The following is a 19,880-nucleotide window of genomic DNA, read 5'->3' on the forward strand; positions in this document are numbered from 1 at the left end:
AGCGTGGCCGCATGGGAGAGGCAGTGGAGCTGACCGTCGGCGACCAGCGGGTGAGGCTCTCCAACCCGGACAAGGTCTACTTCCCGGAGAGCGGCTTCACCAAGCTCGACGTCGCCCGGTACTACATGTCGGTGGGTGAAGGGATCACCCGCGCTCTGTTCGAGCGGCCGACCACGCTGGAGCGCTATCCCGACGGAGTGAACGGCGAGTCCTTCTTCCAGAAGCGAGCGCCGAAGAACCTGCCCGGCTGGATCCCCACGGCCCGCATCAGCTTCCCCAGCGGTCGCCACGCGGACGAGATCTGCCCCACCACTCCCGCGGCCGTGGTGTGGGCGGCGAACCTCGGCTGCATCACGTTCCATCCGTGGCCGGTGCGCCGTGCCGACACGGACCGCCCCGACGAGCTGCGCATCGACCTCGACCCGCAGCCGGGCACGGACTTCGCGGACGCCGTCCGCGCCGCGGAGCAACTGCGGCCGCTGCTGGAGGAGTTGGGCCTGCACGGTTGGCCGAAGACCTCCGGCGGCCGGGGTCTGCACGTCTTCGTTCCGATCGCGCCCGAGTGGAACTTCGCGCAGGTGCGGCGCGCGGCCATCGCCGTGGGCCGGGAGCTGGAGCGCCGCGACCCCTCCCGCGTCACGACGAAGTGGTGGAAGGAGGAGCGCGGCGAGCGCATCTTCGTCGACTACAACCAGACGGCGCGCGACCGCACCATCGCCAGCGCCTACTCGGTCCGCCCCAACGCCCGCGCGACCGTCTCCGCTCCCCTGCGCTGGGAGGAGCTGGCCGACGTTCACCCGGACGACTTCACCGTCGGGACGATGCCCGCCCGTTACGCCGAAGTCGGCGACGTGCACGCGGAGATGGACGAGCACCCCTGCCGCCTGGACGCGGCCCTGGAACTCGCGGCACGCGACGAGAGCGAGCACGGACTCGGCGACCTTCCCTACCCGCCCGAACACCCGAAGGTGAAGGGCGAGCCCAAGCGCGTACAGCCCAGCAGGGCCAGGAAGACGGCGGACTAGAGGGTGCCCCGTGAACGGTCTGCGGAGTGCTCGCCGCCGGTGCCGTCAGTCCGGGTTCATTCCTCCCAGACCGGCACGGAGGGCAGGCCGCGGGCGGCACGTTCAGCGTCGACGACACGTTGGATCAGCTCGGTCTTGCGCTGGGTGTACGCGAGCCCGTCGTCTTCCTCGGCAGCGGCACACCGCTTCAACTCGGCGTACTCCGCTGCCACTTGGGGATGTGTCCGCAGGTGGTCACGGAAGAGCCGCTCGTTGCGCGTGTCCCAGGTGTCGGCCGTGACGACATGCAGGTGGTGGGTGCGCCGCCCGTCGTCGCTGCTTCGGAAGTAGAACAGCCGCCCGGGCATCCCCGTCTCCTGCAGCCGGTATCCCAGCAGTTTCAGCGAGGCTTCCCGGCCGGGGGTGACATCGTCCAGCGTGGCCACCGACGCCATCAGGTCGATCACCGGCTTGGCGGCCAGGCCCGGCACAGACGTGCTGCCCACGTGCTCGACGTCGAGAAACAGTCCGGGTATCGCATCGATCAGCTCCGTGCCGGCCTGTCTGCCCTGCGTGGGCCAGGACGGGTCGTACTCCACGATGTCAACGGTCATCCGCGCATTCTACGGACGGCCCGTAGCTGCTGTTCAGAAGCGTGTTGATCTCGCATGTGGCTGGTGCGGTCACGGCTCCGGAACCGTCCCTCTGGACAGCCCCGTACACCGGGTCGGGTCCTCGTTGCCTCGGCAGCCTTCAGCCGCCGTGGCCACCCGCGACGACCTCCAAGACCGTTCACGGGGCAAGCCTCAGCCTGCACGCGCGGCGATCGGTGTCCGGGTACGAGTACGGATGCGGGTACGGATGCGCCCGTCACAACCGGGCCGAGGGGGACTAGGGTTCGACTCCGAACGGGGTGCGTACCAGGGGGAGCGGAGAGACCGAGGTGACCGACCAGGACCGGCTGCTGGCCGGCAGATACAGGCTGGATGGGGAGCTCGGCCGGGGCGGCATGGGGACCGTCTGGCTCGCGCAGGACACGCTCCTGGACCGGCGCGTCGCCGTCAAGAAGCTGCACGTTCCGCCGCAGTTGGAGGACGACGAGCGGACGCGCCTGTACGAGCGGACACGCCGCGAGGCCAGAAGCGCGGCGCGTATCAGCCATCCCGGCGTGATCGTCGTGCATGACGTGGTGGAGGAGGACGGGCTCCCGTGCATCGTGATGGAGTACGTGCCCTCCCGCTCGCTGAGTGAACTCGTCCGCGAGGACGGGCCGTTGACGTCGGCGGAGGCCGCGCGCACCGGACTCGCGATGGCGTCCGCGCTGCAGGCCGCGCATTCCGCGGGTGTGCTCCACCGGGACGTGAAACCCGCCAACGTGCTGCTGCAAGAGGGGTCGGAGCGCGTCGTCCTCACCGACTTCGGCATCGCCGCCGCATCCGGTACGGAGACGCTGACGCGTACCGGGGAGTTCGTCGGCTCCATCGACTACGCCGCCCCGGAGCGCATGCTGGGCCGCGAGGCCGGGCCGGCCGCGGACGCATGGGCCCTGGGCGCGACGCTCTACGAGGCGGTGGAGGGCGTACCGCCCTTCCGCCGGGGCAGCTGGGTGGAGACGGCCTACGCGGCCTCCAGCGAACCGCCGCGCACGATGGAACGGGCCGGCGAGCTGGGCGAGTTGATCGAAGGGCTGCTGCACAAGGACGCCGACGGGCGGCTCACCCTCGAGCAGGCGGAGGCCTGGCTGCGGGGCGAGGCCGGTACGGTCCGGGTGCCCGCGCCACGCGAGGAGCCGCCCCCGGCCGCCGAGCCGCAGACGCGTGTGGAGCCGCCCCGGCAGCAGGGGCACAGCGAGCCGGGCGAGGCGACCGCGCGGGCCCCCGTACCGCCGCCGTCCGGCTCCGCTCCGCCGACGGCACGCTCGGCGCCCGGCAGGGGCCGCGGTGCCCGCGCGCTGGCCTGGGCCCTGTGCTCCGCGCTGGCCGCGGCGGCCGTCGCGGGCGGCCTCTGGTGGCAGTCGAGGAACGGCAGCGGGGATCCCGGCCCGCCCGGCCCGTCCGCTTCGCACTCCGGTCCCTCCCACTCCTCGCCGCCCAAGCTGCCGCCGGTGGCGGACGGATACGAACGGGTGCGGGACGAGCTGGGTTTCTCCGTGGACGTACCCGAAGGCTGGAAGCGCGCGGGTCGGCCCGGAGGGCAGCAGGTGGACTACCTCTCGCCCTCCCGCAGGACGGGGCTGAGGTTCAGCGTCGTGGACTTCGCGGGTGACAGCCCGATCCAGCACTGGCGCCAACTGGAGCCGGAGGTACGGGAGAAGTCGCCGGGATACGAGCGGCTGCGCATGAACGCCACCGCGTACCAGGGACGGGACGCCGCGATCTGGGAGTACAAGTGGCAGGGCAGAGCCCGTCCTTACCACGCCATCGACCTCGGCTTCGGCAGCGAGGGCCAGGCCCACTACGCCCTCTACCTCTCCGCCCCCGACGCCGAATGGGACACGGCCAAACCGTACTTCGACATGGCGGTCAAGACCTTCCGCATACGGGCCCGGGACTGAGCGGCCCAGGCCACGCCACTTGCCCAACACTCCGCCGCCCGGGGCGTGTTCGCGTGGGGCGCACGCCGCGCGCGCCGGAACTGTGGGGTCGCTGATTGCGGGTCCCCGTAGACACCTGGGATGCATCCTGGGTCGTCTACGGGGTTTCGTGTGTCGCGGACCTATCCGAGATACGGAGCCGTTCGCTGCTCAAGGAAGTGAGTCAGCCGGAGTCGCTGAGTGTGGTGCACGGGCAGCGCGTCGATGTCTTCCGGCGCGACGAACCGCAGTTCTTCGGACTCGTCAGAAATGGACAGCTCTCCGCCGACCACTCGCGCCGTGAAGCAGACGTTGAACTGCCGCCGCACTTCACCGTCGCTGTAGGCAATGACGTGTCGCGGGTCCGTGTACGTGCCGACAAGTCCCGTGATCTCTACATCAAGGCCGGTCTCTTCCTTCGTCTCCCGCACGGCCGCACCGGGCAACGAGTCGGTCATTTCCATTCCACCCCCGGGCAGCGCCCACAGGTCGTTGTCTGTCCGCCGCTGCAACAGAATGCGGCCCTCTTCGTCCGTCACGACAGCGGAAGCGGCGACGACCAAACTGTTCGGCTCCGGCGCGTCGGGGTCGTCGTAGAACTCTGCGCGAGTCACTGAGTGCCTTCCTGTACCGGCTGTGCTGTGTCCCAGACGGCTTCGAAGCTCTGCGCGTAGCTGTCGAACATGCTGCCTTCGCTGTGCCACCGAAGGTGCCAAACCGGCGCCCCATAGGCGTTCACGCCCCACACATGCGCGTTCACCAACATCTGATCGTCAGCGCGATAGATCGAGTTGTAGAGCGAGGTTCCGTGCGTGCGCAGTTCAACACCGGGGACGCTGAGCAACGTCCGGTAGTGCATGAGCGCGAGTCGGCAGCGAGATTCAATGCCGTGCCCGAACCGCTCTTCCTTCCCGCGTTGTTGCACGTTCTCACTGTCCGCGTCTCCTACGGCGATACGCACGGAACACCCTTCGGCAGCGCGCTCGCGGAGAAGGTCATTCAGTCGCGGATACGCCTCATGGATGAAGACCGCCGCGTACACGAGCACGTCAATGTGTTCCCGCGCTTGTGCGAACAGGTCAACGAAGGTGGAAACGGGAAGGTCTGCCCGCTGGTCGTACAGCGCGACCAGTTCCGGGCTCACTGCCCTTGCCGCCCTTGCCTGCCTGAGCGCTGGCCAGAGTGCGTGCACGTCTTCCCCTAGTGTTTCCGCTGCCTTGAAGGCAGTTACGCGTCTGGGCGTACGCCCCAGGTTGACCCACCGTTCAACGCTCTTGGGATCAACCCCTGTTGCGTTGGCTAGATCGGCGTGAGTCCATCCCCTTGCCGTCATGACGGCACGTAGGCGCTCGTTCTGCATGCAGTGTCACTCCGCACTCCCGGACGTTGCTAGGGACGTTCTACCCGACACGGGACGTCCCGAAGTGGGGAATGTACGCGGTTCCACCGTCCTGCTGACCTCGGCGACGCTCAGCGCCATGACGGAGCCAACGAGATACAGCACAGCGCCGGTTGAGCTGCCGTACAGCGCTGTCCAAGAGCCGAAGCCGGTAGCTGGCTGCCCCGGGTGCGCAGAGCTTGCGAAGGTGCGGGACCGGGCCCGTGCCGGCGGTGATCAGACGACGGTCAGCGATTGCAACGTCTTCCTGCGTCGGCACCCGGAAGGGCACTGACGATGACCGCCCCGCCTGCCGCACCGGTTCGGAGCTACTGCGGGTGCTGCGCCGGGTGGCGCGAAGTGTGGTGCCCGGACTGCTTCGGGTTCTTCGGCTGCCTCACGTGCCGCAACACGTTGAAGGTCCCTTGCCCCGCGTGTGCGGGCGGGAAGCGGGAGGTGATCCGGTGGTGAAACGGCTTGTGGGCCGGATCGCGTGGCCGACGTTCGTACTCGCCTCAGCGACGCCGTGCGGGCTCATCTTCGCTGCCGCGCCGACCGGGAACCGGCGGTGAGAAGCGTCCGAGTCGGCGAGGACGGCCCAGCCCGTCCCGTCGGGCCTCCGGAGATCGGCGGCGAATGTGGCTCCGACGGCCCGTCATCAAGCGCCGTCGCTCCCCCGCGCGCCCGCGATGCCGGAAGCGCCGGACGAACCGGCCGCGCCCGCAGCGGTGTCCGCCCAGTGGCGGCGGCCGGTGCTGATCAGGAGGAGCTGGCGGCGGGCGGTGCGGGCGACGGTCTCCTCGTCGGGCCCCTCACCCAGGGCCGCGTCCAGGAACGCGGACGCCGTCATCACGACGTGGTCCACGTACAGCTGCCCCAGCATCCGGACGTCCTCCGCGCTCCAGCCGGCCGACACCTCGTCGGTCGCGAGCACCTGGGAGACCTCGTCGGCGAACCGGTCCAGCTCGCGGCCTATGGCGGCCCGCACTGCCGGTACACCGCCGTGCCGTTCGCGGGCCACGAACCGTACGTGCGTGGGGTGTTCGCGCACGTAGCGGGCGATGGCGCCGACCGTCCGCTCGATGCGCTCGACGTCGTCCCGCGGGCCTTCGAGGATCTCGCGGACGACGGCGTGGAGGCTGCCGAGCGACTCGTCGACGAGGGCCACCCCCAGGTCGCTCATGTCGCGGAAGTGCCGGTAGAAGGCCGCAGGCGCCATGCCCACGACCCGTGTCACCTCGCGGAGGCCGAGGCTGCTGAGGCTCTTGTTCTCCAGCAGCCGCAGGCCCGCGTCCAGCAGGGCGCAGCGCGTTCGGGCCTTCTGTGTCTCCCGTGACGTCGAGGCGGAGGCGCTGGTGTGGCTCATGTCATTCAGTAAACAGGTGTTCGCGGGGTCGTGCCAAGGTACGCTCTACTCAGTGAACAGTTGTCATCCCAAGTGTTCACTGAGATTCCGATCATTGGCCCCACACGAGAAAGGCCAAGCATGATCTTCCTGGTTGCCGCGTTCCTCCTGCTGGGATTCCTGGTGGGCACCGCGGCACACATCCCGCTCCCGGCCACGTTCGCCGCAGCCGCGGCCATCGGCGCCTGGCTGCTGGTCTTCGCGGTCCGCGAGCGCAGGCACCACCGACAAGGGAGATGACTGAGACATGAACGCCAACGACACGCTCGTCCGCCCCACTCCTCCGGACTTCGAGAGCGACCGGCCCGCCCGGGACGGCCGCCGGGCCGGAGACGGCCGCGACGTCCTGGAGGGGGTCCGCGACAGCCGCGAGCAAGCCCTCGACGAGGGTGCCGGCGCGGCGACTTCGGACGAGGAGACACCTCCGGCGGACACCACGGGGCGCGCCGCGGCGCGTCTCCGCGACGCCGACGGCATGGCCGTGGCCTCCTTCGTGATGGGCCTGGCCGGGCTGCTCGTCTTCAACGTCGTGCTGGGTCCCTGCGCCCTCGTGCTCGGGTCCCTCGCGCTGCTGCGCGGCACGGCCCGGCGGGGCCGCGCCCTGCTGGGCATCTCCCTCGGCGTCGCCGACCTGGCCGTGCTCGCCGCGGTGACGGCGGCCGACCAGTCCTTCTCCTGGAGCCTGGGCGGTTGAGCCCGGCACCGGGCGGCGTGACGCGAGCGGACGGACAGGGGCGGCGGGCCTGAACCGAAGGCCCAGCCGCCCCTCCCGACGTCCGACGTCGCATCCCGTCCCGGGGACGGGCACAGGCACAGGCGAGCGCGGACAGGCCGCCCGCCCGACCCGGCCCGGCCCGGCCGCTCAGGGACTCACGGCCCGCCGGTTCCGGCGGGCTCGGCGAGAAGCAGCGCGAAGCGCCCTTCGCGGTCCGTCCACCAGTGGCTCAACTCGAAGCCCGCGCGGGCGAGTTCGGCACCGAGCGACTCCCGCCGGAACTTGACCGCGATCTCCGTCAGCATCTCCTCCCCCTCCTCGAACTCCGCGCTCATCTCCAGCGCGGGCAGGGGAACCGTCTGGGTGCGGAGGGAGACCAACCTCATCTCGATGCGCTCCTCCGCCGGGTTCCACAGCGCGCGGTGCCGGAAGGCGTCCGGATCGAAGCCCGCCCCGAGCTCACGGTTGAGGACCCGCAGCACGTTCTTGTCGAACTCGGCCGTCACGCCCTGCGCGTCGTCGTAGGCGGGCACCAGCACGGCCGGGTCCTTGACCAGGTCCACGCCCATCAACAGGCGGTCCTCCGGGGCGAGTTCGGCACGCAGCCGCGCGTAGAAGGCGGGCCGCGCCTCGCCGTCGAGGTTCCCGAGCGTCCCGCCGAGGAAGGCCACCAGGCGCGGGCCGCGTGCGTCCGCGGGCATCCCCAGGTCCGTCTCCAGGTCGGTGACGCATCCGGTGACCTCCAGGCCCGGGTAGTCCCGGCAGAGGGACTCCCCCGCCGCGACGAGGGCGTCCGCGCTGACGTCGAGCGCCGCGTAGTGCTCCAGGGTGCCGTGCCGCAGCAGGCTGTCCAGCAGCAGACGTGTCTTGCGCGAGGAGCCCGACCCCAGCTCGACGAGCGTGCGCGCACCGGTGGCCGCGGCGATCTCGCCGGCGCGCTCGCGGAGGATTCCGTGCTCCGCCCTCGTCGGGTAGTACTCGGGCAACCGGGTGATCTCCTCGAAGAGTTCACTGCCGCGGGCGTCGTAGAACCACTTCGGCGGCAGGGTCTTGGGGCGCCCCGTGAGGCCCTTGAGGACGTCGGTGTGGAGTGCGTCGTCGAAGTATCCGTCGGGGAGTCTGCGGGTGAGTGCGAAGCGGCCCGTCATGCGATGGGGATCCTCTCGGAGGCGTGAACCAGCGGGACGGTACGGACGGTTGTGGCCGTGGCGACGAGCAGCGACTCCTCCGGGACCTCCTGCCACCCGGCCTCGGAGCCGGGCCCCAGGTGGAGTTCGGAGTCCGAGCCGGAGCCGGGGCCCGGGCCGGGCTCGGCACCGCCCTGCCGCGCGTCCTCGGCGCGGTCCCGGCCGTCGCCGGTTCCCTGGCCGGCGTCCGGTTCGGAGGCGACCCACACGCTCCGCGGCCCCGTGCGGTACCAGAGGGTGTCGCCGCGGCGGGTGGCGAGGATCGTGCTGCCGTCCGTGAGCAGGAAGTTGAGCCGCGCGGCCGGACGTATTCGGGCCACGCGGACCGTCAGCGAGGCGAGAGCCTCCTCCACCGGTTCGCCCGCGTCCAGGTGCCGGGTGAGCAGCGTCCACAGCAGCGCCGAGTCGCACCGTGACTCCAGCCCGAGCAGCCGGCTCGGGGCGACCTGCTCCCCCAGGTCGTCGAGCAGGTCCTCCCAGCCCCCGACCGCGCCGTTGTGGCTGAAGAGCCAGCGGCCGTGCGCGTAGGGGGCCGCCGCCGTCTCGTCCTGCGCCGTGCCCTCCGTGGCGTCCCGCACGGCGGCGAGTACGGCCCCGCTGCGCACCGCCCGGGTGAGGTCCGGCAGGTTCGTGTCGGCCCATACGGGGACGGCGCGGCGGTACCGGGCGGGCCTTCCGCCGTCCTCGAAGGACGCGGCCGCCGGCTCGTCGGAGCGGCCCGGGTGCGGGCCGGCCGCACCGGACGTGTGCGGGTACCAGCCGATCCCGAAACCGTCGGCGTTGACCGTCCCGTAGCGCTGGAGGCGCGGTGCCCACGACTGCTCGTAGAGCCCCTTCGGAGGCCGGACGACGACGTCCGCGAGTGTCAACGGCGGCCCCAGATAAGCGAGATGACGGCACATCAGAGACCGCCTCCGCTGGAGCGCGCCGTCCGGAAGCCCGCGAAGATCTGCCGGCGGACGGGCAGGTCCCAGTTGCGGAACGTCCCCCGGCAGGCCACCGCGTCGGTGCCGAAGGACCCGCCGCGCAGCACCTTGTGGTCGCTGCCGAAGAAGACCTCGGAGTACTCGCGGTAGGGGAAGGCCCGGAAGCCGGGATAGCCGGTGAAGTCCGAGGAGGTCCACTCCCAGACGTCCCCGATGAGCTGCCGCGCACCGCACGGGGCGGCCCCAGCCGGGTAGGCGCCCGCGGGTGCCGGACGCAGGTGCCGCTGCCCCAGGTTGGCGTGGCCTTCGCCGGGCGGCTCGTCGCCCCAGGGGTAGCGGCGGGAGACGCCGGTCTCCGGGTCCCAGCGGGCGGCCTTCTCCCATTCGGCCTCCGTCGGCAGCCGCCGCCCGGCCCAGCGGGCGTACGCGTCGGCCTCGTACCAGCTGACGTGCATCACGGGCTCGGCGGACGGCACCCGTTCGGTGTAGCCGAAGCGGCGGCGCATCCACATCCCGCCGTCCCGGCGCCAGAACAGCGGTGCGGAGAGGTCCGCCTTGCGCACGTACGCCCATCCCTCGGGGTGCCACCAGCGTGCGTCGCGGTAGCCGCCGTCCTCGATGAAGCGCTGGTACGCCCCGTTGGTGACGGGCACGGCGTCCAGGTCGAACGGCGGGACGTCCACGGTGTGTGCGGGCCGCTCGTTGTCCAGCGCCCACGGCTCCGTGCTGGTGCCCATGGTGAACGGCCCGCCCGGAACGTGCACTTCGCCGTGGTCCTCGTCCCAGGCGCGGGACATCGGGGCGGGCGGGTCGGGGGCGTCGAGCACGGCGTGGCCGCGACGGAGCTGGTGCGTGGCGAGCATGGTCTCGTCGTGCTGCTGCTCGTGCTGCGCGACCATGCCGAAGACGAAGCCCTCCTCGAGGAGCGGGTCCGCGCCGGCGTCCCACGGCGCGGCGGCCAGGGAGTCGAAGGCGCGGCGGCGGACCTCGGCGATGTAGGCGCGGGCCTCGTCGGGGCTGAGCATGGGCAGTCCGGGCCGGTCCGCCCTCGGGGTCTGGAACGCGTCGTAGACGGAGTCCAGGTCGGGGCGGACACCGGGGCCGCCGCCGGCCGCCCGTACGAGCCAGATGTCCTCCTGGTTGCCGACGTGCGCCAGGTCCCAGGCGAGCGGGGACATCAACTTCGAGTGCTGTGCCGTCAGTTCGCTCTCGTCGAGGCAGTCGGTGAGCGCCAGGGTCCGGCGCCTCGCCCGTTCGAGGGCCTCGACGGCGCGTTCCCGCGCGTCCCCCTGCGGCGTTCCCGCGGAGTCCGCCGGGGCGTTGCCGGCGGGCGGCTGCGCGTTGGCGGGCGCCGCTGCGTGCTCGGACATCTTCCTTCTCCTTGTCGTCGGACGGCACGGACAGCGGTCCGCCGCGCGAGGCCGTCAGCCGCGCAGCTTCTCCAGCTGGTCGTGCGCCGGGCAGCGGCCGCGCTCGGAGTAGCGCTCGGCGAACTCGATCACCGAGTGGTGCACCAGGCTGCCGGGTTCGGTTCGGGCCAGAGCGGACTCGGCAGCGGCCACGCACGCGCGCACGGCCGGACCGAGCAGGGGGTCGGCGGGCCCGTCGCGTGCCGCCCGCTCCCACACCGCGTCGTCGCCCTCCAGTGCCTCGGTGGCCTCCCAGGCGGCCTCGGCCGCCCGCACGTCGTCCAGCAGCGTCGCGGCCACGGCTGTGGCCGCGATCCAGCCGTCGCTGCACTGGGCGTCGATCATCCGCAGCTCCAGCCAGCCGCGCGGGCGAACGGGCGGAAAGAGGGTGCCGAGGTGGTAGTCGAGGTCGGCGCGGGTGGGGCGCCGTTCGCGGTGTACGCCGCGCAGCCAGGAGCGGAAGGAGAGCCGGGGCGGCGCCGTCCAGTCGGCGGGCGGCTCCCTGCGCAGGCAGAGCAGGTGGGCGTCGAGGGCGTAGCGGGCCCACCCCTCGCGGGGGTCGGCGTGCGCCTGTGGCGGGCTGGTGCGCCCGGGGTCGGCCCGCGCCCAGACGCTCTGGCGCGTGGAGAGCCAGCCCGTGGGACGGGAGCGCCACAGCGGGGAGTTGGCGAAGGCGGCGACCAGCACGGGGCCGAGCCGGTGGGCGAGGCGCCAGCGGTGGCGGTAGCCGGTCGGCCCGTCGCCGTCGTCGCCGGCGTCGAGGCTGACCTGCACGGCGGCGGTGGCCCGCATCATCATGCGGCCCCACGGGCCGGTGCGGTCGAAGTGCGCCTCCATGGCGCGGTAGCGGGGGTCCTCCACGACGCGCGGCGGGCTCAGGTACGGGTCGAGGCCGCGGCCGTACAGGATGGCGCCGGTCTCCCCGACGCGCTTGCGCAGCATCGTCAGGTCGGCGGCCGTGGTCGCGATGCATTCGGAGAGGGTCTCGCCGGGAGGCGAGCTGATCTCCAGCTGTCCGCCGGGCTCCCGGGTGAGCCGGCTTCCGCCGGGGAGGCCGCCGGTCCACAGCGGCGCGAGCGCCTCCTCCATCCGTTCGGGCGGCACGCCGCGCCCCGGGGCGGAACGGTCCCGGACGAGCCATTCCAGTTCCACCCCGACCCGCCGGGGCGGCCCCGTCTTGAAGCAGATGCCGCCCACGTACGCGGCTGCCTCGTCCTCGTTCAGCACGGCATCCATGGCTTGCGCCGCCTCCCGTCCACGTCCGGAGGGCCTCCGGGACCGCCCGGCCCTGAGAATTCCGAGACTGCTGCCCTCCGCGGCGGTCCGCAAGACGGCGGCGTCGGCCAGGGTGAAGGTGCTCCCCGTACCGGCCCCGGAGGCGGCGGCCGTCCTCGTCCGGCACCGCCCGACCACTCCTGTGCCCGTAAGTCCGCGGTGCATGCCCGCCCGTTTCCGTTTGCACCGCCCGTACCGGTCAACTCGTCGCAGGGTGAGGGACATCGAGATCAGCAGACCCGGGAAGGTGCTCTTCCCGGACGACGGAATCACCAAGAGCGACCTGGCGCGCTACTACCGCCGCGTGGCCACCCGGGCCGTCCCGCGCCTACGGGGGCGCCCGCTGATGATGGAGCGTCACCCGGACGGCATCGGCGGCAAGCCGCTCATGCAGAAGAACGCCCCCGACTACTTCCCCGACTGGGTGCACACCGCCGAAATGTCCAAGGAGGGCGGGACGGTCCGGCACGTCGTCTGCGACAACGCCGACACCCTCGTCTACCTCGCCGGGCAGGCGTCCGTCACGCAGCACCGCTGGCTCTCCAAGGCGGACCGGCCCCACGATCCCGACCTGCTCGTCTTCGACCTGGACCCCAGCGGCGGCGCGGATTTCGAGGACGTGCGGTGGGCCGCGTCCTGCGTGGGCGGCCTGCTGGAGGAGGTCGACCTGCCCACCCGGCTGATGACGACGGGCTCGCGCGGCCTGCACGTGATCGCGGCTCTCGACCGCCGCGCGGACTTCGACACGGTGCGCGACTTCGCGCGCCGGGTCTCCCGGGTCCTCGTCTCCCGCCATCCGGACCGCCTCACGGACGAGCCCCGCAAGGCCGCCCGCGGCGACCGCATCTACCTCGACATCCAGCGCAACGCCTACGCCCAGACGGCCGTCGCCCCGTACGCGGTGCGCGCCCGCCCGGGCGGCCCGGTCGCCATGCCGATCAGCTGGTCGGAGCTGAACGAGTCGGACCTCGCGCCGGACCGGTGGAAGCTCGCCGACATGGAGGCGCTCGAGAAGCGGCTTCGCGGCGAGGATCCGTGGTCGGAGGGGACCGTACGCGGCAGGTCCGTGCGGGCGGCGGACCGCAGGCTCTCCGTCCGGGCCCCCGAACCGCGGGACGAGCGGGGCCGGTAGCCCGCTGGGGGCGGCCCGGCGCTCGGCCCCACTCCCGCCGTCCGCCCGCCGCGGCTCAGCCCCGGTACTCCTCCAGGAGCCGCAGCCACACCTCGCTCATGGTCGGGTAGGACGGGACCGCGTGCCACAGGCGCTCCAGCGGAACCTCGCCCGCCACGGCGATCGTCGCCGAGTGCAGCAGCTCGCCGACTCCGGGGCCCACGAACGTGACGCCGGCGACGACCTCCCGGTCGAGGTCGACGACCATCCGGGCCCGCCCCCGGTAGCCGTCCGCGTAGAGCGACGCCCCGGCCACCTCTCCCAGCTCCACGTCGACAGCCCTCACCCGCAGTCCGCGCCGCCCGGCCTCATCCACCGTCAGCCCGACGGAGGTGGCCTCCGGATCGCAGAAGACGACCTGCGGAACCGCGTCGTGGTCCGCCGTGGCGGAGTGCGCGCCCCACCGGTCCGTCTCCAGCAGCGGCACGCCCGCCGCGCGCGCCGCGATGGCGGCACCGGCCACCCGGGCCTGGTACTTGCCCTGATGCGTCAGCAGGGCACGCCCGTTGACGTCGCCCACGGCGTAGAGCCAGCCGCCGTGCACGCCGGTGACCCGGAGGGTGTCGTCGACGCTCAGCCAGCTCCCCGGCTCGCAGCCGACGGTCTCCAGGCCGATGTCGTCCGTGCGGGGCGCCCGTCCCGTCGCGAAGAGCACCTCGTCGCACTCCAGCCGCTCTCCGCCGGAGAGCGAGAGCGTCACGGGCCCGTCGGTGCCCGGCCGGCTCAGCTCCTCCACCGAGACGCCGGTACGCACGGTGACGCCCGCAGCCGTGAGCCCCTCGGCGATCAGCTCGCCCGCGAACGGCTCCATCCTGGGCAGCAGCCGCTCCCCCCGCACCAGCAGCGTCACCTCGGAGCCGAGGGCCTGCCAGGCGGTCGCCATCTCCACGCCGACCACTCCCCCGCCGACGACGGCCAGCCGTCCCGGTACCTCCTTGGCGGAGGTCGCCTCCCGGCTCGTCCAGGGCCTCGCCTCCTCGATGCCCGGGATGCCGGGGAGGGCGGCGCGGCTGCCCGTGCAGACGGCTACGGCGTGCCGCGCGGTGAGCGTCCGCACGGTGCCGTCGTGGGTCTCGACGGCCACGCGCCGGGGGCCGTCCAGCCGGGCCCGCCCGCGCAGCAGTTCCAGCCCCGTGGACTCCAGCCAGGCGACCTGCCCCTTGTCCTGCCAGTTGCTGGTGAACCCGTCGCGCCGCTCCAGGACGGCCGAGGCGTCGAGCCCCCCGTCGACGGCCTGGACGGCGCCCGCGACCCGGCGGGCGTCGGACAGCGCCGCGACGGGCCGGAGCAGCGCCTTGCTGGGCATGCACGCCCAGTACGAGCATTCGCCGCCGACCAGCTCGTGCTCCACGACGAGAGCGCCGAGCCCGCCGGCGTGCGCACGGTCGGCGACGTTCTCCCCCACCGGGCCCGCCCCGATCACGATGACGTCGTACTCGTCGGCTTCGGGGCCCCCGGAGGGCTCTTCGGAACGGCTCATGACGGCCTCCACTGGCTGGGTCCTGTGCTGTGCCGGGTGCGCTGGGGAGGTGGACGTAAACGGCGGAAGGCACCGATGGAGGCCGTCCGGGAGCGGCCCCGCGACGGGGCCGCTCCCGGCCCGTCAGCCCGTCGGAGTCGGCACGATCACGACCGGGCAGTGCGCGTGGTGCAGGACGGCGTGGGCGACCGGCCCGAGCTGCAGTCCGAGGCGGCGGCGCGCGCTGCGGTGCACCGCGACGATCATCACGTCCGCCGTGCGGCTCGCCTCGATCAGGGTGGCCGGCGGACTGCCGCCCTTCTCGTCCGCGCTCACCGAGACGCCGGGGTGCTCGCCGCTGAGCCGGTGCACCGCTCCCCGCACCAGCTCCGAGGCGGCCTCGCGCGCCTGCTCGGCCTCCCGCGGAGGCAGTTGGAGCCTGCCGGGCATACGGGGCAGGCTCCAGGCGTGCAGGACGCGCAGCGACGCCCCGCGGCGTGCCGCCTCCTCGAATCCGAAGCGCACCGCGGCCTCGTCCGCCTCCGAATTCAGCCCGACGAGCACGCTGCCCCGCTCCGCGGCCTCCTTCTCGCGGCTGTCGCCGACGACCAGCAGCGGCCCCTGGGCGTGCACGGCCACCCGCAGGCTCACCGAGCCGACGAGCAGCCCGGAGAAGCCGCCGTGCCCGCGGGTGCCGACGACGGTCAGCGCCGCCGTGCGGCTCGCCGCCACCAGGGCGTCGGCGGGAAGCGACTCCGTGTGGATCCTCGGGACCGTGCGCAGTCCCGGTACGCGCTGCTGGGCCCGCTGGCCCGCGTCGTCCAGCACGACGGCGGCGGCCACGCGGATGCTGTCGAGGTCGCTCTCCGTCACCGGGACGCGGGAGCGCCTGGGCCACGACGCCGAATAGAGCATCTCCAGGGCGGCGCCGCGCCTGTCCGCCTCCTCCGCCGCCATGTCGAGTGCACGAAGGGAAGATTCTGATCCGTCGACGCCGACGACCACGCGGGCCTCGTCGGCTGGGGCTGTGGAGCGGTCACTCATCTGGCGGTTCTCCCTCGGCTCGCTCGTCCGTACGTCCCAGTGTGCGCGATATGCCGGTGACTCAGGTCCTCAACGGGCAAACGCGGGAACGCGGTTGAATTCGGCCCTCCTCACGGCCGCCGCACGGGACGCCGCGGCGGCCGTTTCCGTGACCGTGCGGCTGGGGCGCGAGCTGCGGGCGCCTGCCTCGTGCGGCGACCCCGACCCGGCTGCTACCCGGCTAATTCTCTGCCTCGGCTGCACGATCTCGGCATGCTCCCGTCATGGCCGAAGCACAGGGCCTGGGCGCCCGCGAGAAGCAGCGCACGCTCCGGACGCTCTCCGACACCGCCGTCGCGCTCTTCCGCGATCGCGGCTTCGAGAAGGTCTCCGTCTCGGAGATCTCGGAGCGGCAGAGGTGTCCGAGCCCACGCTCTTCCGCTGCTTGCCCTCCAAGGAGCACATGGCGCTCCACCGCTTCGGCGGCCACGAGGAGGAGGCCGCCCGCGTCGTACGGGACCGCGGCGCCGGTGAGCCGCCGCTCGGCGCGCTGCGCCGGAACTTCACGCGCGGCCCGGACGCCCGCGACCCCGTGACGGGCCTCTGCGACTACGAGCAGGTCCTCGCCTTCCACCGGCTGCCGTACGGGACACCGAGCCTCGTGGCGCGGACGCACGCCTACCGGGACGCTCCGAGGACGCGCTGGCCCAGGCGCCCTCGAAGCACATCCGGCGGACGGCGAACTGTCCGCCGTCGCGGCGCGGCTGGCCGCCGGTCGGATCGTGACGGTGCGGAGCGTCCTCGCCCTGGACAACTGGCAGCGCGTCGACGGCGGAGCGCGTCGGCGGACACCCGGCGGCGCCTCCTGGTCGTCGACCGGCGCGTTCGCGGGAGCCCGGGGCCGGGTTCAGCCGGCGCGGCGCTGGGCGGCGGCTCCGCGGTGCGAGTTGCGCGCGACCTCCCGCAGCCATGCGGGCCGGTCGGCGATCTCCAGCAGCAACAGCAGACGGGTCAACGGGTCGTCCCAGTCGCACTGTTCGAGTTCGGCGATCGCTGCGTCTTCGTCAACCGGCGTGGCAGTAGCGGGTCGTTCGAATCCGTATGAGGTCACCGGCACTCCAGGGTGAGGGACAGATGAGCCGAACTCGCTTGTCACCACGGCACGTTCGGGGCTCAGGACCGCTGTGACGGCCATTCTCGTCCATCTGTACTTACCCCTGCAAGTACATCTGCAATTACAGATGCAAGAACGTCCTGCTGTGAGACAGTGCTGCCCGGCACCCCGGAACAGGCGCGTGACGCCGCGCGACAGAGAGGTACTCATGCACACGGACAACGGCATCCAGGCCAGTCGGCTGGACGTCACCTGGCGAAAGAGCGGCCGCAGCAACCCGAACGGCAACTGCGTCGAGGTCGCGAACCTTCCCGACGGCGGCGTGGCCGTACGCAACTCCCGCCATCCGTCCGGCCCTGCGCTGATCTACACGCAGGCCGAGATGGCCGCGTTCGTACAGGGAGCCAAGGACGGCGACTTCGACGATCTGCTGCCCGGGGCGTAACGACGCCACGGGCGCCGCAAGCCGCGGCACCCGCCGCCTGTGGGAGCGGGAGGCGTCCGGCACCGGAACGGGCCGATACGGGGGGCCGGCCGGCCTGTGGCACATGGCAGGGGTATGTGCAACGAGCATGACTGTACGGCCAGTTCACAGAGTGGGACACTGGGCGCCCGACTCGTCACTCACGGGAGCAAGGACAGACCTGATGCCAGCTCAGCAGGAAGACGATTCGTCAGTGAGGCGGATCCTCGACCACCCCCGCGGTGGACCGACGATTCTGCGCATCGTGCTCGGAACGCAGCTCCGCCGGCTGCGTGAGCAGCGTGGCATCACCCGTGAGGCGGCCGGGGAGGCCATCCGCGGCTCGCACGCGAAGATCAGCCGGCTCGAGCTGGGCCGGGTCGGATGCAAGGAGCGGGACGTCGCCGACCTGCTGTCGCTGTACGGGGTCACCGGCGAGCAGGAGCGCGAGGAGTACCTGGCGCTGGCGCGCCAGGCCGGCACCCCGGGCTGGTGGCAGAAGTACAGCGACGTGATGTCGCCGTGGTTCGACAGGCTGATCGGCCTGGAAGAAGCGGCATCCGTGATCCGCATGTACGAAGTGCAGTTCATTCCGGGCCTGCTCCAGACGGAGGACTACGCCCGCGCCGTGATGCGCCTGGGCCATCCGCGGGCTTCGACGGAGGAGATCGAACGCCGCGTGAGGCTGCGGTCCGCCCGGCAGGCGATCCTCACCAAGCCGCACCGCCCCAAGTTGTGGGCGGTCGTGGACGAGGCTGCGCTGCAACGCCCGCTGGGAGGTCCCGCGGTGATGCGGGAGCAGATCGAGCGGCTCCTCTGGGCGGCCGAGCAGCCCGACATCACTCTGCAGATCGCGCCGTTCGCCATCGGGGGTCTCGCCGCCGCCGGCGGGCCGGTGACGATACTCCGCTTCCAGGAGCCGGATCTGCCCGACATCGTCTACCTGGAACAGCTCACCTCTTCCCTGTACTTGGAGAAGCGCGAAGAGGTCGAGAACTACATGGTGGTCATGGACCGCCTCTGCGCGACGGCCGAACCGCCCGCCATGACGGTCGAGTTCCTCGAGCGCCTGCTGAGCAAGCACAAGAGGGAGAGCCGCTGACGCCGCGCCGCCACCCGGGGCCGCCGCACGCGTGCGGCGGCCCCGGCATGCGCGCCGCGGTCAGGGCTTGCGGGCGACGCCCCCGAACTCGTACCACTCGTCTGTCGCCTGCTTCGGCCCGAGGTCGGAGTCCGGCCGCCAGTCGTTGATCTCGCCCAGGCCCGGCTCCAGTACCTCCAGCCCGTCGAAGTAGCGCTCGACCTCGTGCGCCTGGCGCACCCGGCCCCACCGGTCGCCGGTGGTCTCCGCCATGAAGTCGGTGACGAAGTCCCGGGTGGCCTTGTCCTCGCTCACGAGCTGGTTGATCACGAGGAAGCTGCCGGAGGGCAGCTTGTCGATGACGCGGCGCAGCACGCCGGCCGGGTCGGAGGAGTCGGGGATGCAGTGCATGACCGAGACGAAGAGGGCTCCCACCGGCTGCGAGAGGTCGATGAGGCGTTTCACGTCGGGGTGGTCGAAGACGGCGTCCGTGTCCCGCAGGTCCGCCTGGATGACCGTGGTCCTCTCGTCCTCCTGGAGCAGCGCACGGCCGTGGGCGAGCACGATCGGGTCGTTGTCGACGTACACCGCGTGGGCTGTGGGGTCGACGCGCTGGGCGACCTGGTGGACGTTGTCCTGCGTCGGCAGTCCTGAGCCGTGGTCGAGGAACTGCCGCACGCCGTACTCCTGGGCCAGCACGCGGACGGCCCGCTGCAGGAACCTGCGGTTGTTGACGGCCAGCGGCCTCGTGCTCGGCACGACCTTGTCGAGTTCGGCCACGGCCTGCCGGTCGACCTCGTAGTTGTCCTTGCCGCCGAGGTAGTAGTCGTACATCCGCGCCACACTGGGGGTGTTGACGTCCACTCCCCGCCCCGCTGCGGCTTCCTCTTCGCGCATGCGTGCCTCACCGTTTCCGCTGCGCACGCGTCCCGTAGCGTGCACGTCTCGTTACGGCGAAGCATCGCACGGTGACGAAGCACGGATTGCCCCAACTTCCCAGTAGGGAAAGGAAATTCGCAAGAACAGCGCCGTCTCTGCACAGGGGCGCCTCTGCACCGCGCCGCGAAGGAGCACGCCGCGTCAGCGTACGGTGAGGCTCAACTCCGCCCAGACCACGCGCCCTTGCTCGTGCGCGCCGGGACGCACTCCCCACCGCTCGGCGACGGCGCCGACGAGTTGCAGGCCCCGGCCGTTGACGTCCTCAGCGGCGGCCTGGCGGGGTACGACCTCCGCGCAGTCCCCGCCCTCGTCGCAGACCTCTATGCGCAGCAGCTCGGAGCACACCTGGAGCCGGCAGCGGATGAGGCAACTGTCGGTGTGGACCACGGCGTTGGTGAAGAACTCGGAGACCACCAGCTGCGCCGTGCGCCCCAGGTCCTCCGGGACGCCCCAGCTGCACAGCTGGCCCCACACCCTCTCGCGTGCCTCGGCCACAGCGGTCGCGTGCGCCGGCAGCTCGAAGCCCTCCCTGCGCACGTCGACGACGCCTCCGCCCCGTGCGTGTGGCGGCAGGGGTATGGCGGGACGGGAGAGAGCCACGGTGCGAGCCTTCCGTCAGCCTCTGGAGGTGGGGGGGCGCAGAGGCAGCACGCCGTACGTCATGAGCTGGGTCACGTCCTCACTATGCTCCCCGCCGGTAACACTTGGCAAGGGGCGGTCTGCGAATTGCAGAATAGGCCGCGCAGTGTGGCCGCTACA

21 protein-coding genes are annotated in these 19,880 nt (G+C 72.0%); 8 read left to right on the forward strand and 13 right to left on the reverse strand.

Annotated features, from left to right (window positions below; translation table 11 throughout):
• Nucleotides 1–11: 11 nt before the first annotated feature.
• Nucleotides 12–1,025: a non-homologous end-joining DNA ligase gene (ligD, locus tag H181DRAFT_RS13035; RefSeq protein ID WP_045864544.1), complete on the forward strand. Its 1,014-nt coding sequence runs from the start codon at nt 12–14 to the stop codon at nt 1,023–1,025.
• Between the two features lie 56 nt (nt 1,026–1,081).
• On the opposite strand, the gene H181DRAFT_RS13040 is transcribed toward ligD (H181DRAFT_RS13035), so the two are convergent.
• Nucleotides 1,082–1,618: a GrpB family protein gene (locus tag H181DRAFT_RS13040; RefSeq protein WP_045864545.1), complete on the reverse strand. Its 537-nt coding sequence runs from the start codon at nt 1,616–1,618 to the stop codon at nt 1,082–1,084.
• A 329-nt stretch (nt 1,619–1,947) separates the two neighbouring features.
• On the opposite strand from H181DRAFT_RS13040, the gene H181DRAFT_RS13045 reads away from it, so the two are divergent.
• A complete protein-coding gene (locus H181DRAFT_RS13045) occupies nt 1,948–3,558 on the forward strand; it encodes a serine/threonine-protein kinase (RefSeq protein WP_045864546.1) in 1,611 nt (536 codons plus the stop codon).
• Nucleotides 3,559–3,719: 161 nt separating this feature from the next.
• On the opposite strand, the gene H181DRAFT_RS13050 is transcribed toward H181DRAFT_RS13045, so the two are convergent.
• A complete protein-coding gene (locus tag H181DRAFT_RS13050) occupies nt 3,720–4,190 on the reverse strand; it encodes an NUDIX domain-containing protein (protein WP_045864547.1) in 471 nt (156 codons plus the stop codon).
• Complete coding sequence (locus H181DRAFT_RS13055) at nt 4,187–4,936, reverse strand: helix-turn-helix domain-containing protein (protein WP_045864548.1); 750 nt, start codon at nt 4,934–4,936, stop codon at nt 4,187–4,189. Before H181DRAFT_RS13055 ends, H181DRAFT_RS13050 begins: the two co-directional genes overlap by 4 nt.
• 118 nt (nt 4,937–5,054) lie before the next feature.
• Between H181DRAFT_RS13055 and H181DRAFT_RS29915 the strand changes: the two genes are divergently transcribed.
• Nucleotides 5,055–5,249: a hypothetical protein gene (locus H181DRAFT_RS29915; RefSeq protein WP_074467859.1), complete on the forward strand. Its 195-nt coding sequence runs from the start codon at nt 5,055–5,057 to the stop codon at nt 5,247–5,249.
• 363 nt (nt 5,250–5,612) lie between these two features.
• On the opposite strand, the gene H181DRAFT_RS13065 is transcribed toward H181DRAFT_RS29915, so the two are convergent.
• Nucleotides 5,613–6,320: a TetR family transcriptional regulator gene (locus H181DRAFT_RS13065; protein ID WP_045864549.1), complete on the reverse strand. Its 708-nt coding sequence runs from the start codon at nt 6,318–6,320 to the stop codon at nt 5,613–5,615.
• 120 nt (nt 6,321–6,440) lie between these two features.
• Here H181DRAFT_RS13065 and H181DRAFT_RS29435 point away from each other — a divergent pair, with 120 nt between their 5' ends.
• Both H181DRAFT_RS29435 and H181DRAFT_RS13070 read left to right on the forward strand, forming a co-directional pair.
• Nucleotides 6,441–6,599, forward strand: coding sequence for a hypothetical protein (locus tag H181DRAFT_RS29435; RefSeq protein ID WP_175439758.1), 159 nt, complete (start codon nt 6,441–6,443; stop codon nt 6,597–6,599).
• A 106-nt stretch (nt 6,600–6,705) separates the two neighbouring features.
• Entirely contained in the window at nt 6,706–7,053 is a 348-nt protein-coding gene (locus H181DRAFT_RS13070) for a DUF4190 domain-containing protein (protein WP_045864777.1), read from the forward strand.
• 176 nt (nt 7,054–7,229) lie between these two features.
• On the opposite strand, the gene egtD is transcribed toward H181DRAFT_RS13070, so the two are convergent.
• The 4 genes from egtD to egtA are packed head-to-tail and all read right to left on the reverse strand — an operon-like array spanning nt 7,230 to nt 11,832.
• Nucleotides 7,230–8,222, reverse strand: coding sequence for an L-histidine N(alpha)-methyltransferase (egtD, locus tag H181DRAFT_RS13075; protein WP_045864550.1), 993 nt, complete (start codon nt 8,220–8,222; stop codon nt 7,230–7,232).
• Nucleotides 8,219–9,130 (reverse strand): class II glutamine amidotransferase, encoded by a 912-nt coding sequence (locus H181DRAFT_RS13080; RefSeq protein WP_254666823.1) that lies wholly within the window; start codon nt 9,128–9,130, stop codon nt 8,219–8,221. Before H181DRAFT_RS13080 ends, egtD begins: the two co-directional genes overlap by 4 nt.
• A 32-nt stretch (nt 9,131–9,162) precedes the next feature.
• A complete protein-coding gene (egtB, locus tag H181DRAFT_RS13085) occupies nt 9,163–10,557 on the reverse strand; it encodes an ergothioneine biosynthesis protein EgtB (protein ID WP_045864552.1) in 1,395 nt (464 codons plus the stop codon).
• 54 nt (nt 10,558–10,611) lie between these two features.
• Nucleotides 10,612–11,832, reverse strand: a complete 1,221-nt coding sequence (egtA, locus tag H181DRAFT_RS13090; protein ID WP_045864553.1) for an ergothioneine biosynthesis glutamate--cysteine ligase EgtA — start codon at nt 11,830–11,832, stop codon at nt 10,612–10,614.
• A 253-nt stretch (nt 11,833–12,085) separates the two neighbouring features.
• On the opposite strand from egtA, the gene ligD (H181DRAFT_RS13095) reads away from it, so the two are divergent.
• Nucleotides 12,086–13,003: a non-homologous end-joining DNA ligase gene (gene ligD, locus H181DRAFT_RS13095; RefSeq protein WP_254666824.1), complete on the forward strand. Its 918-nt coding sequence runs from the start codon at nt 12,086–12,088 to the stop codon at nt 13,001–13,003.
• A gap of 55 nt (nt 13,004–13,058) precedes the next feature.
• Here the strand turns inward: ligD (H181DRAFT_RS13095) and H181DRAFT_RS13100 are convergent, their stop codons facing one another.
• From H181DRAFT_RS13100 to H181DRAFT_RS28825, 3 genes are all read right to left on the reverse strand, one after another.
• Nucleotides 13,059–14,522 carry a dihydrolipoyl dehydrogenase family protein gene (locus H181DRAFT_RS13100; RefSeq protein ID WP_045864778.1) on the reverse strand — a complete coding sequence of 488 codons (1,464 nt, stop codon included), beginning with the start codon at nt 14,520–14,522 and terminating at the stop codon, nt 13,059–13,061.
• 123 nt (nt 14,523–14,645) lie between these two features.
• Entirely contained in the window at nt 14,646–15,545 is a 900-nt protein-coding gene (locus H181DRAFT_RS13105; RefSeq protein ID WP_045864555.1) for a universal stress protein, read from the reverse strand.
• 886 nt (nt 15,546–16,431) lie between these two features.
• Nucleotides 16,432–16,635, reverse strand: coding sequence for a hypothetical protein (locus tag H181DRAFT_RS28825; RefSeq protein ID WP_045864557.1), 204 nt, complete (start codon nt 16,633–16,635; stop codon nt 16,432–16,434).
• A gap of 211 nt (nt 16,636–16,846) precedes the next feature.
• Here H181DRAFT_RS28825 and H181DRAFT_RS13120 point away from each other — a divergent pair, with 211 nt between their 5' ends.
• Together H181DRAFT_RS13120 and H181DRAFT_RS13125 are read left to right on the forward strand one after the other, a co-directional pair.
• On the forward strand, nt 16,847–17,083 hold the full coding sequence (locus tag H181DRAFT_RS13120) for a DUF397 domain-containing protein (protein WP_045864779.1): 237 nt from the start codon (nt 16,847–16,849) through the stop codon (nt 17,081–17,083).
• Between the two features lie 202 nt (nt 17,084–17,285).
• Nucleotides 17,286–18,203, forward strand: a complete 918-nt coding sequence (locus H181DRAFT_RS13125) for a helix-turn-helix domain-containing protein (protein ID WP_045864558.1) — start codon at nt 17,286–17,288, stop codon at nt 18,201–18,203.
• Between the two features lie 60 nt (nt 18,204–18,263).
• On the opposite strand, the gene H181DRAFT_RS13130 is transcribed toward H181DRAFT_RS13125, so the two are convergent.
• Both H181DRAFT_RS13130 and H181DRAFT_RS13135 read right to left on the reverse strand, forming a co-directional pair.
• Entirely contained in the window at nt 18,264–19,079 is an 816-nt protein-coding gene (locus H181DRAFT_RS13130; RefSeq protein WP_045864559.1) for an SAM-dependent methyltransferase, read from the reverse strand.
• A gap of 183 nt (nt 19,080–19,262) precedes the next feature.
• Nucleotides 19,263–19,721 (reverse strand): ATP-binding protein, encoded by a 459-nt coding sequence (locus tag H181DRAFT_RS13135; RefSeq protein WP_052708574.1) that lies wholly within the window; start codon nt 19,719–19,721, stop codon nt 19,263–19,265.
• Nucleotides 19,722–19,880 lie beyond the last annotated feature (159 nt).

Source organism: Streptomyces sp. WMMB 714, from assembly GCF_900090125.1.
Lineage (GTDB): Bacteria > Actinomycetota > Actinomycetes > Streptomycetales > Streptomycetaceae > Streptomyces > Streptomyces daqingensis.

Excerpts from the sequence above, each read along its gene's own strand:
- ligD (WP_045864544.1), top strand. The coding sequence starts at position 12 with ATGGGAGAGGCAGTGGAGCTGACCGTCGGCGACCAGCGGGTGAGGCTC.
- H181DRAFT_RS13040 (WP_045864545.1), bottom strand. The coding sequence starts at position 1,618 with ATGACCGTTGACATCGTGGAGTACGACCCGTCCTGGCCCACGCAGGGC.
- H181DRAFT_RS13055 (WP_045864548.1), bottom strand. The coding sequence starts at position 4,936 with ATGCAGAACGAGCGCCTACGTGCCGTCATGACGGCAAGGGGATGGACT.
- H181DRAFT_RS29915 (WP_074467859.1), top strand. The coding sequence starts at position 5,055 with ATGACGGAGCCAACGAGATACAGCACAGCGCCGGTTGAGCTGCCGTAC.
- H181DRAFT_RS13065 (WP_045864549.1), bottom strand. The coding sequence starts at position 6,320 with ATGAGCCACACCAGCGCCTCCGCCTCGACGTCACGGGAGACACAGAAG.
- H181DRAFT_RS29435 (WP_175439758.1), top strand. The coding sequence starts at position 6,441 with ATGATCTTCCTGGTTGCCGCGTTCCTCCTGCTGGGATTCCTGGTGGGC.
- egtD (WP_045864550.1), bottom strand. The coding sequence starts at position 8,222 with ATGACGGGCCGCTTCGCACTCACCCGCAGACTCCCCGACGGATACTTC.
- egtB (WP_045864552.1), bottom strand. The coding sequence starts at position 10,557 with ATGTCCGAGCACGCAGCGGCGCCCGCCAACGCGCAGCCGCCCGCCGGC.
- egtA (WP_045864553.1), bottom strand. The coding sequence starts at position 11,832 with ATGGATGCCGTGCTGAACGAGGACGAGGCAGCCGCGTACGTGGGCGGC.
- H181DRAFT_RS13100 (WP_045864778.1), bottom strand. The coding sequence starts at position 14,522 with ATGAGCCGTTCCGAAGAGCCCTCCGGGGGCCCCGAAGCCGACGAGTAC.
- H181DRAFT_RS13105 (WP_045864555.1), bottom strand. The coding sequence starts at position 15,545 with ATGAGTGACCGCTCCACAGCCCCAGCCGACGAGGCCCGCGTGGTCGTC.
- H181DRAFT_RS13120 (WP_045864779.1), top strand. The coding sequence starts at position 16,847 with ATGCACACGGACAACGGCATCCAGGCCAGTCGGCTGGACGTCACCTGG.
- H181DRAFT_RS13125 (WP_045864558.1), top strand. The coding sequence starts at position 17,286 with ATGCCAGCTCAGCAGGAAGACGATTCGTCAGTGAGGCGGATCCTCGAC.
- H181DRAFT_RS13130 (WP_045864559.1), bottom strand. The coding sequence starts at position 19,079 with ATGCGCGAAGAGGAAGCCGCAGCGGGGCGGGGAGTGGACGTCAACACC.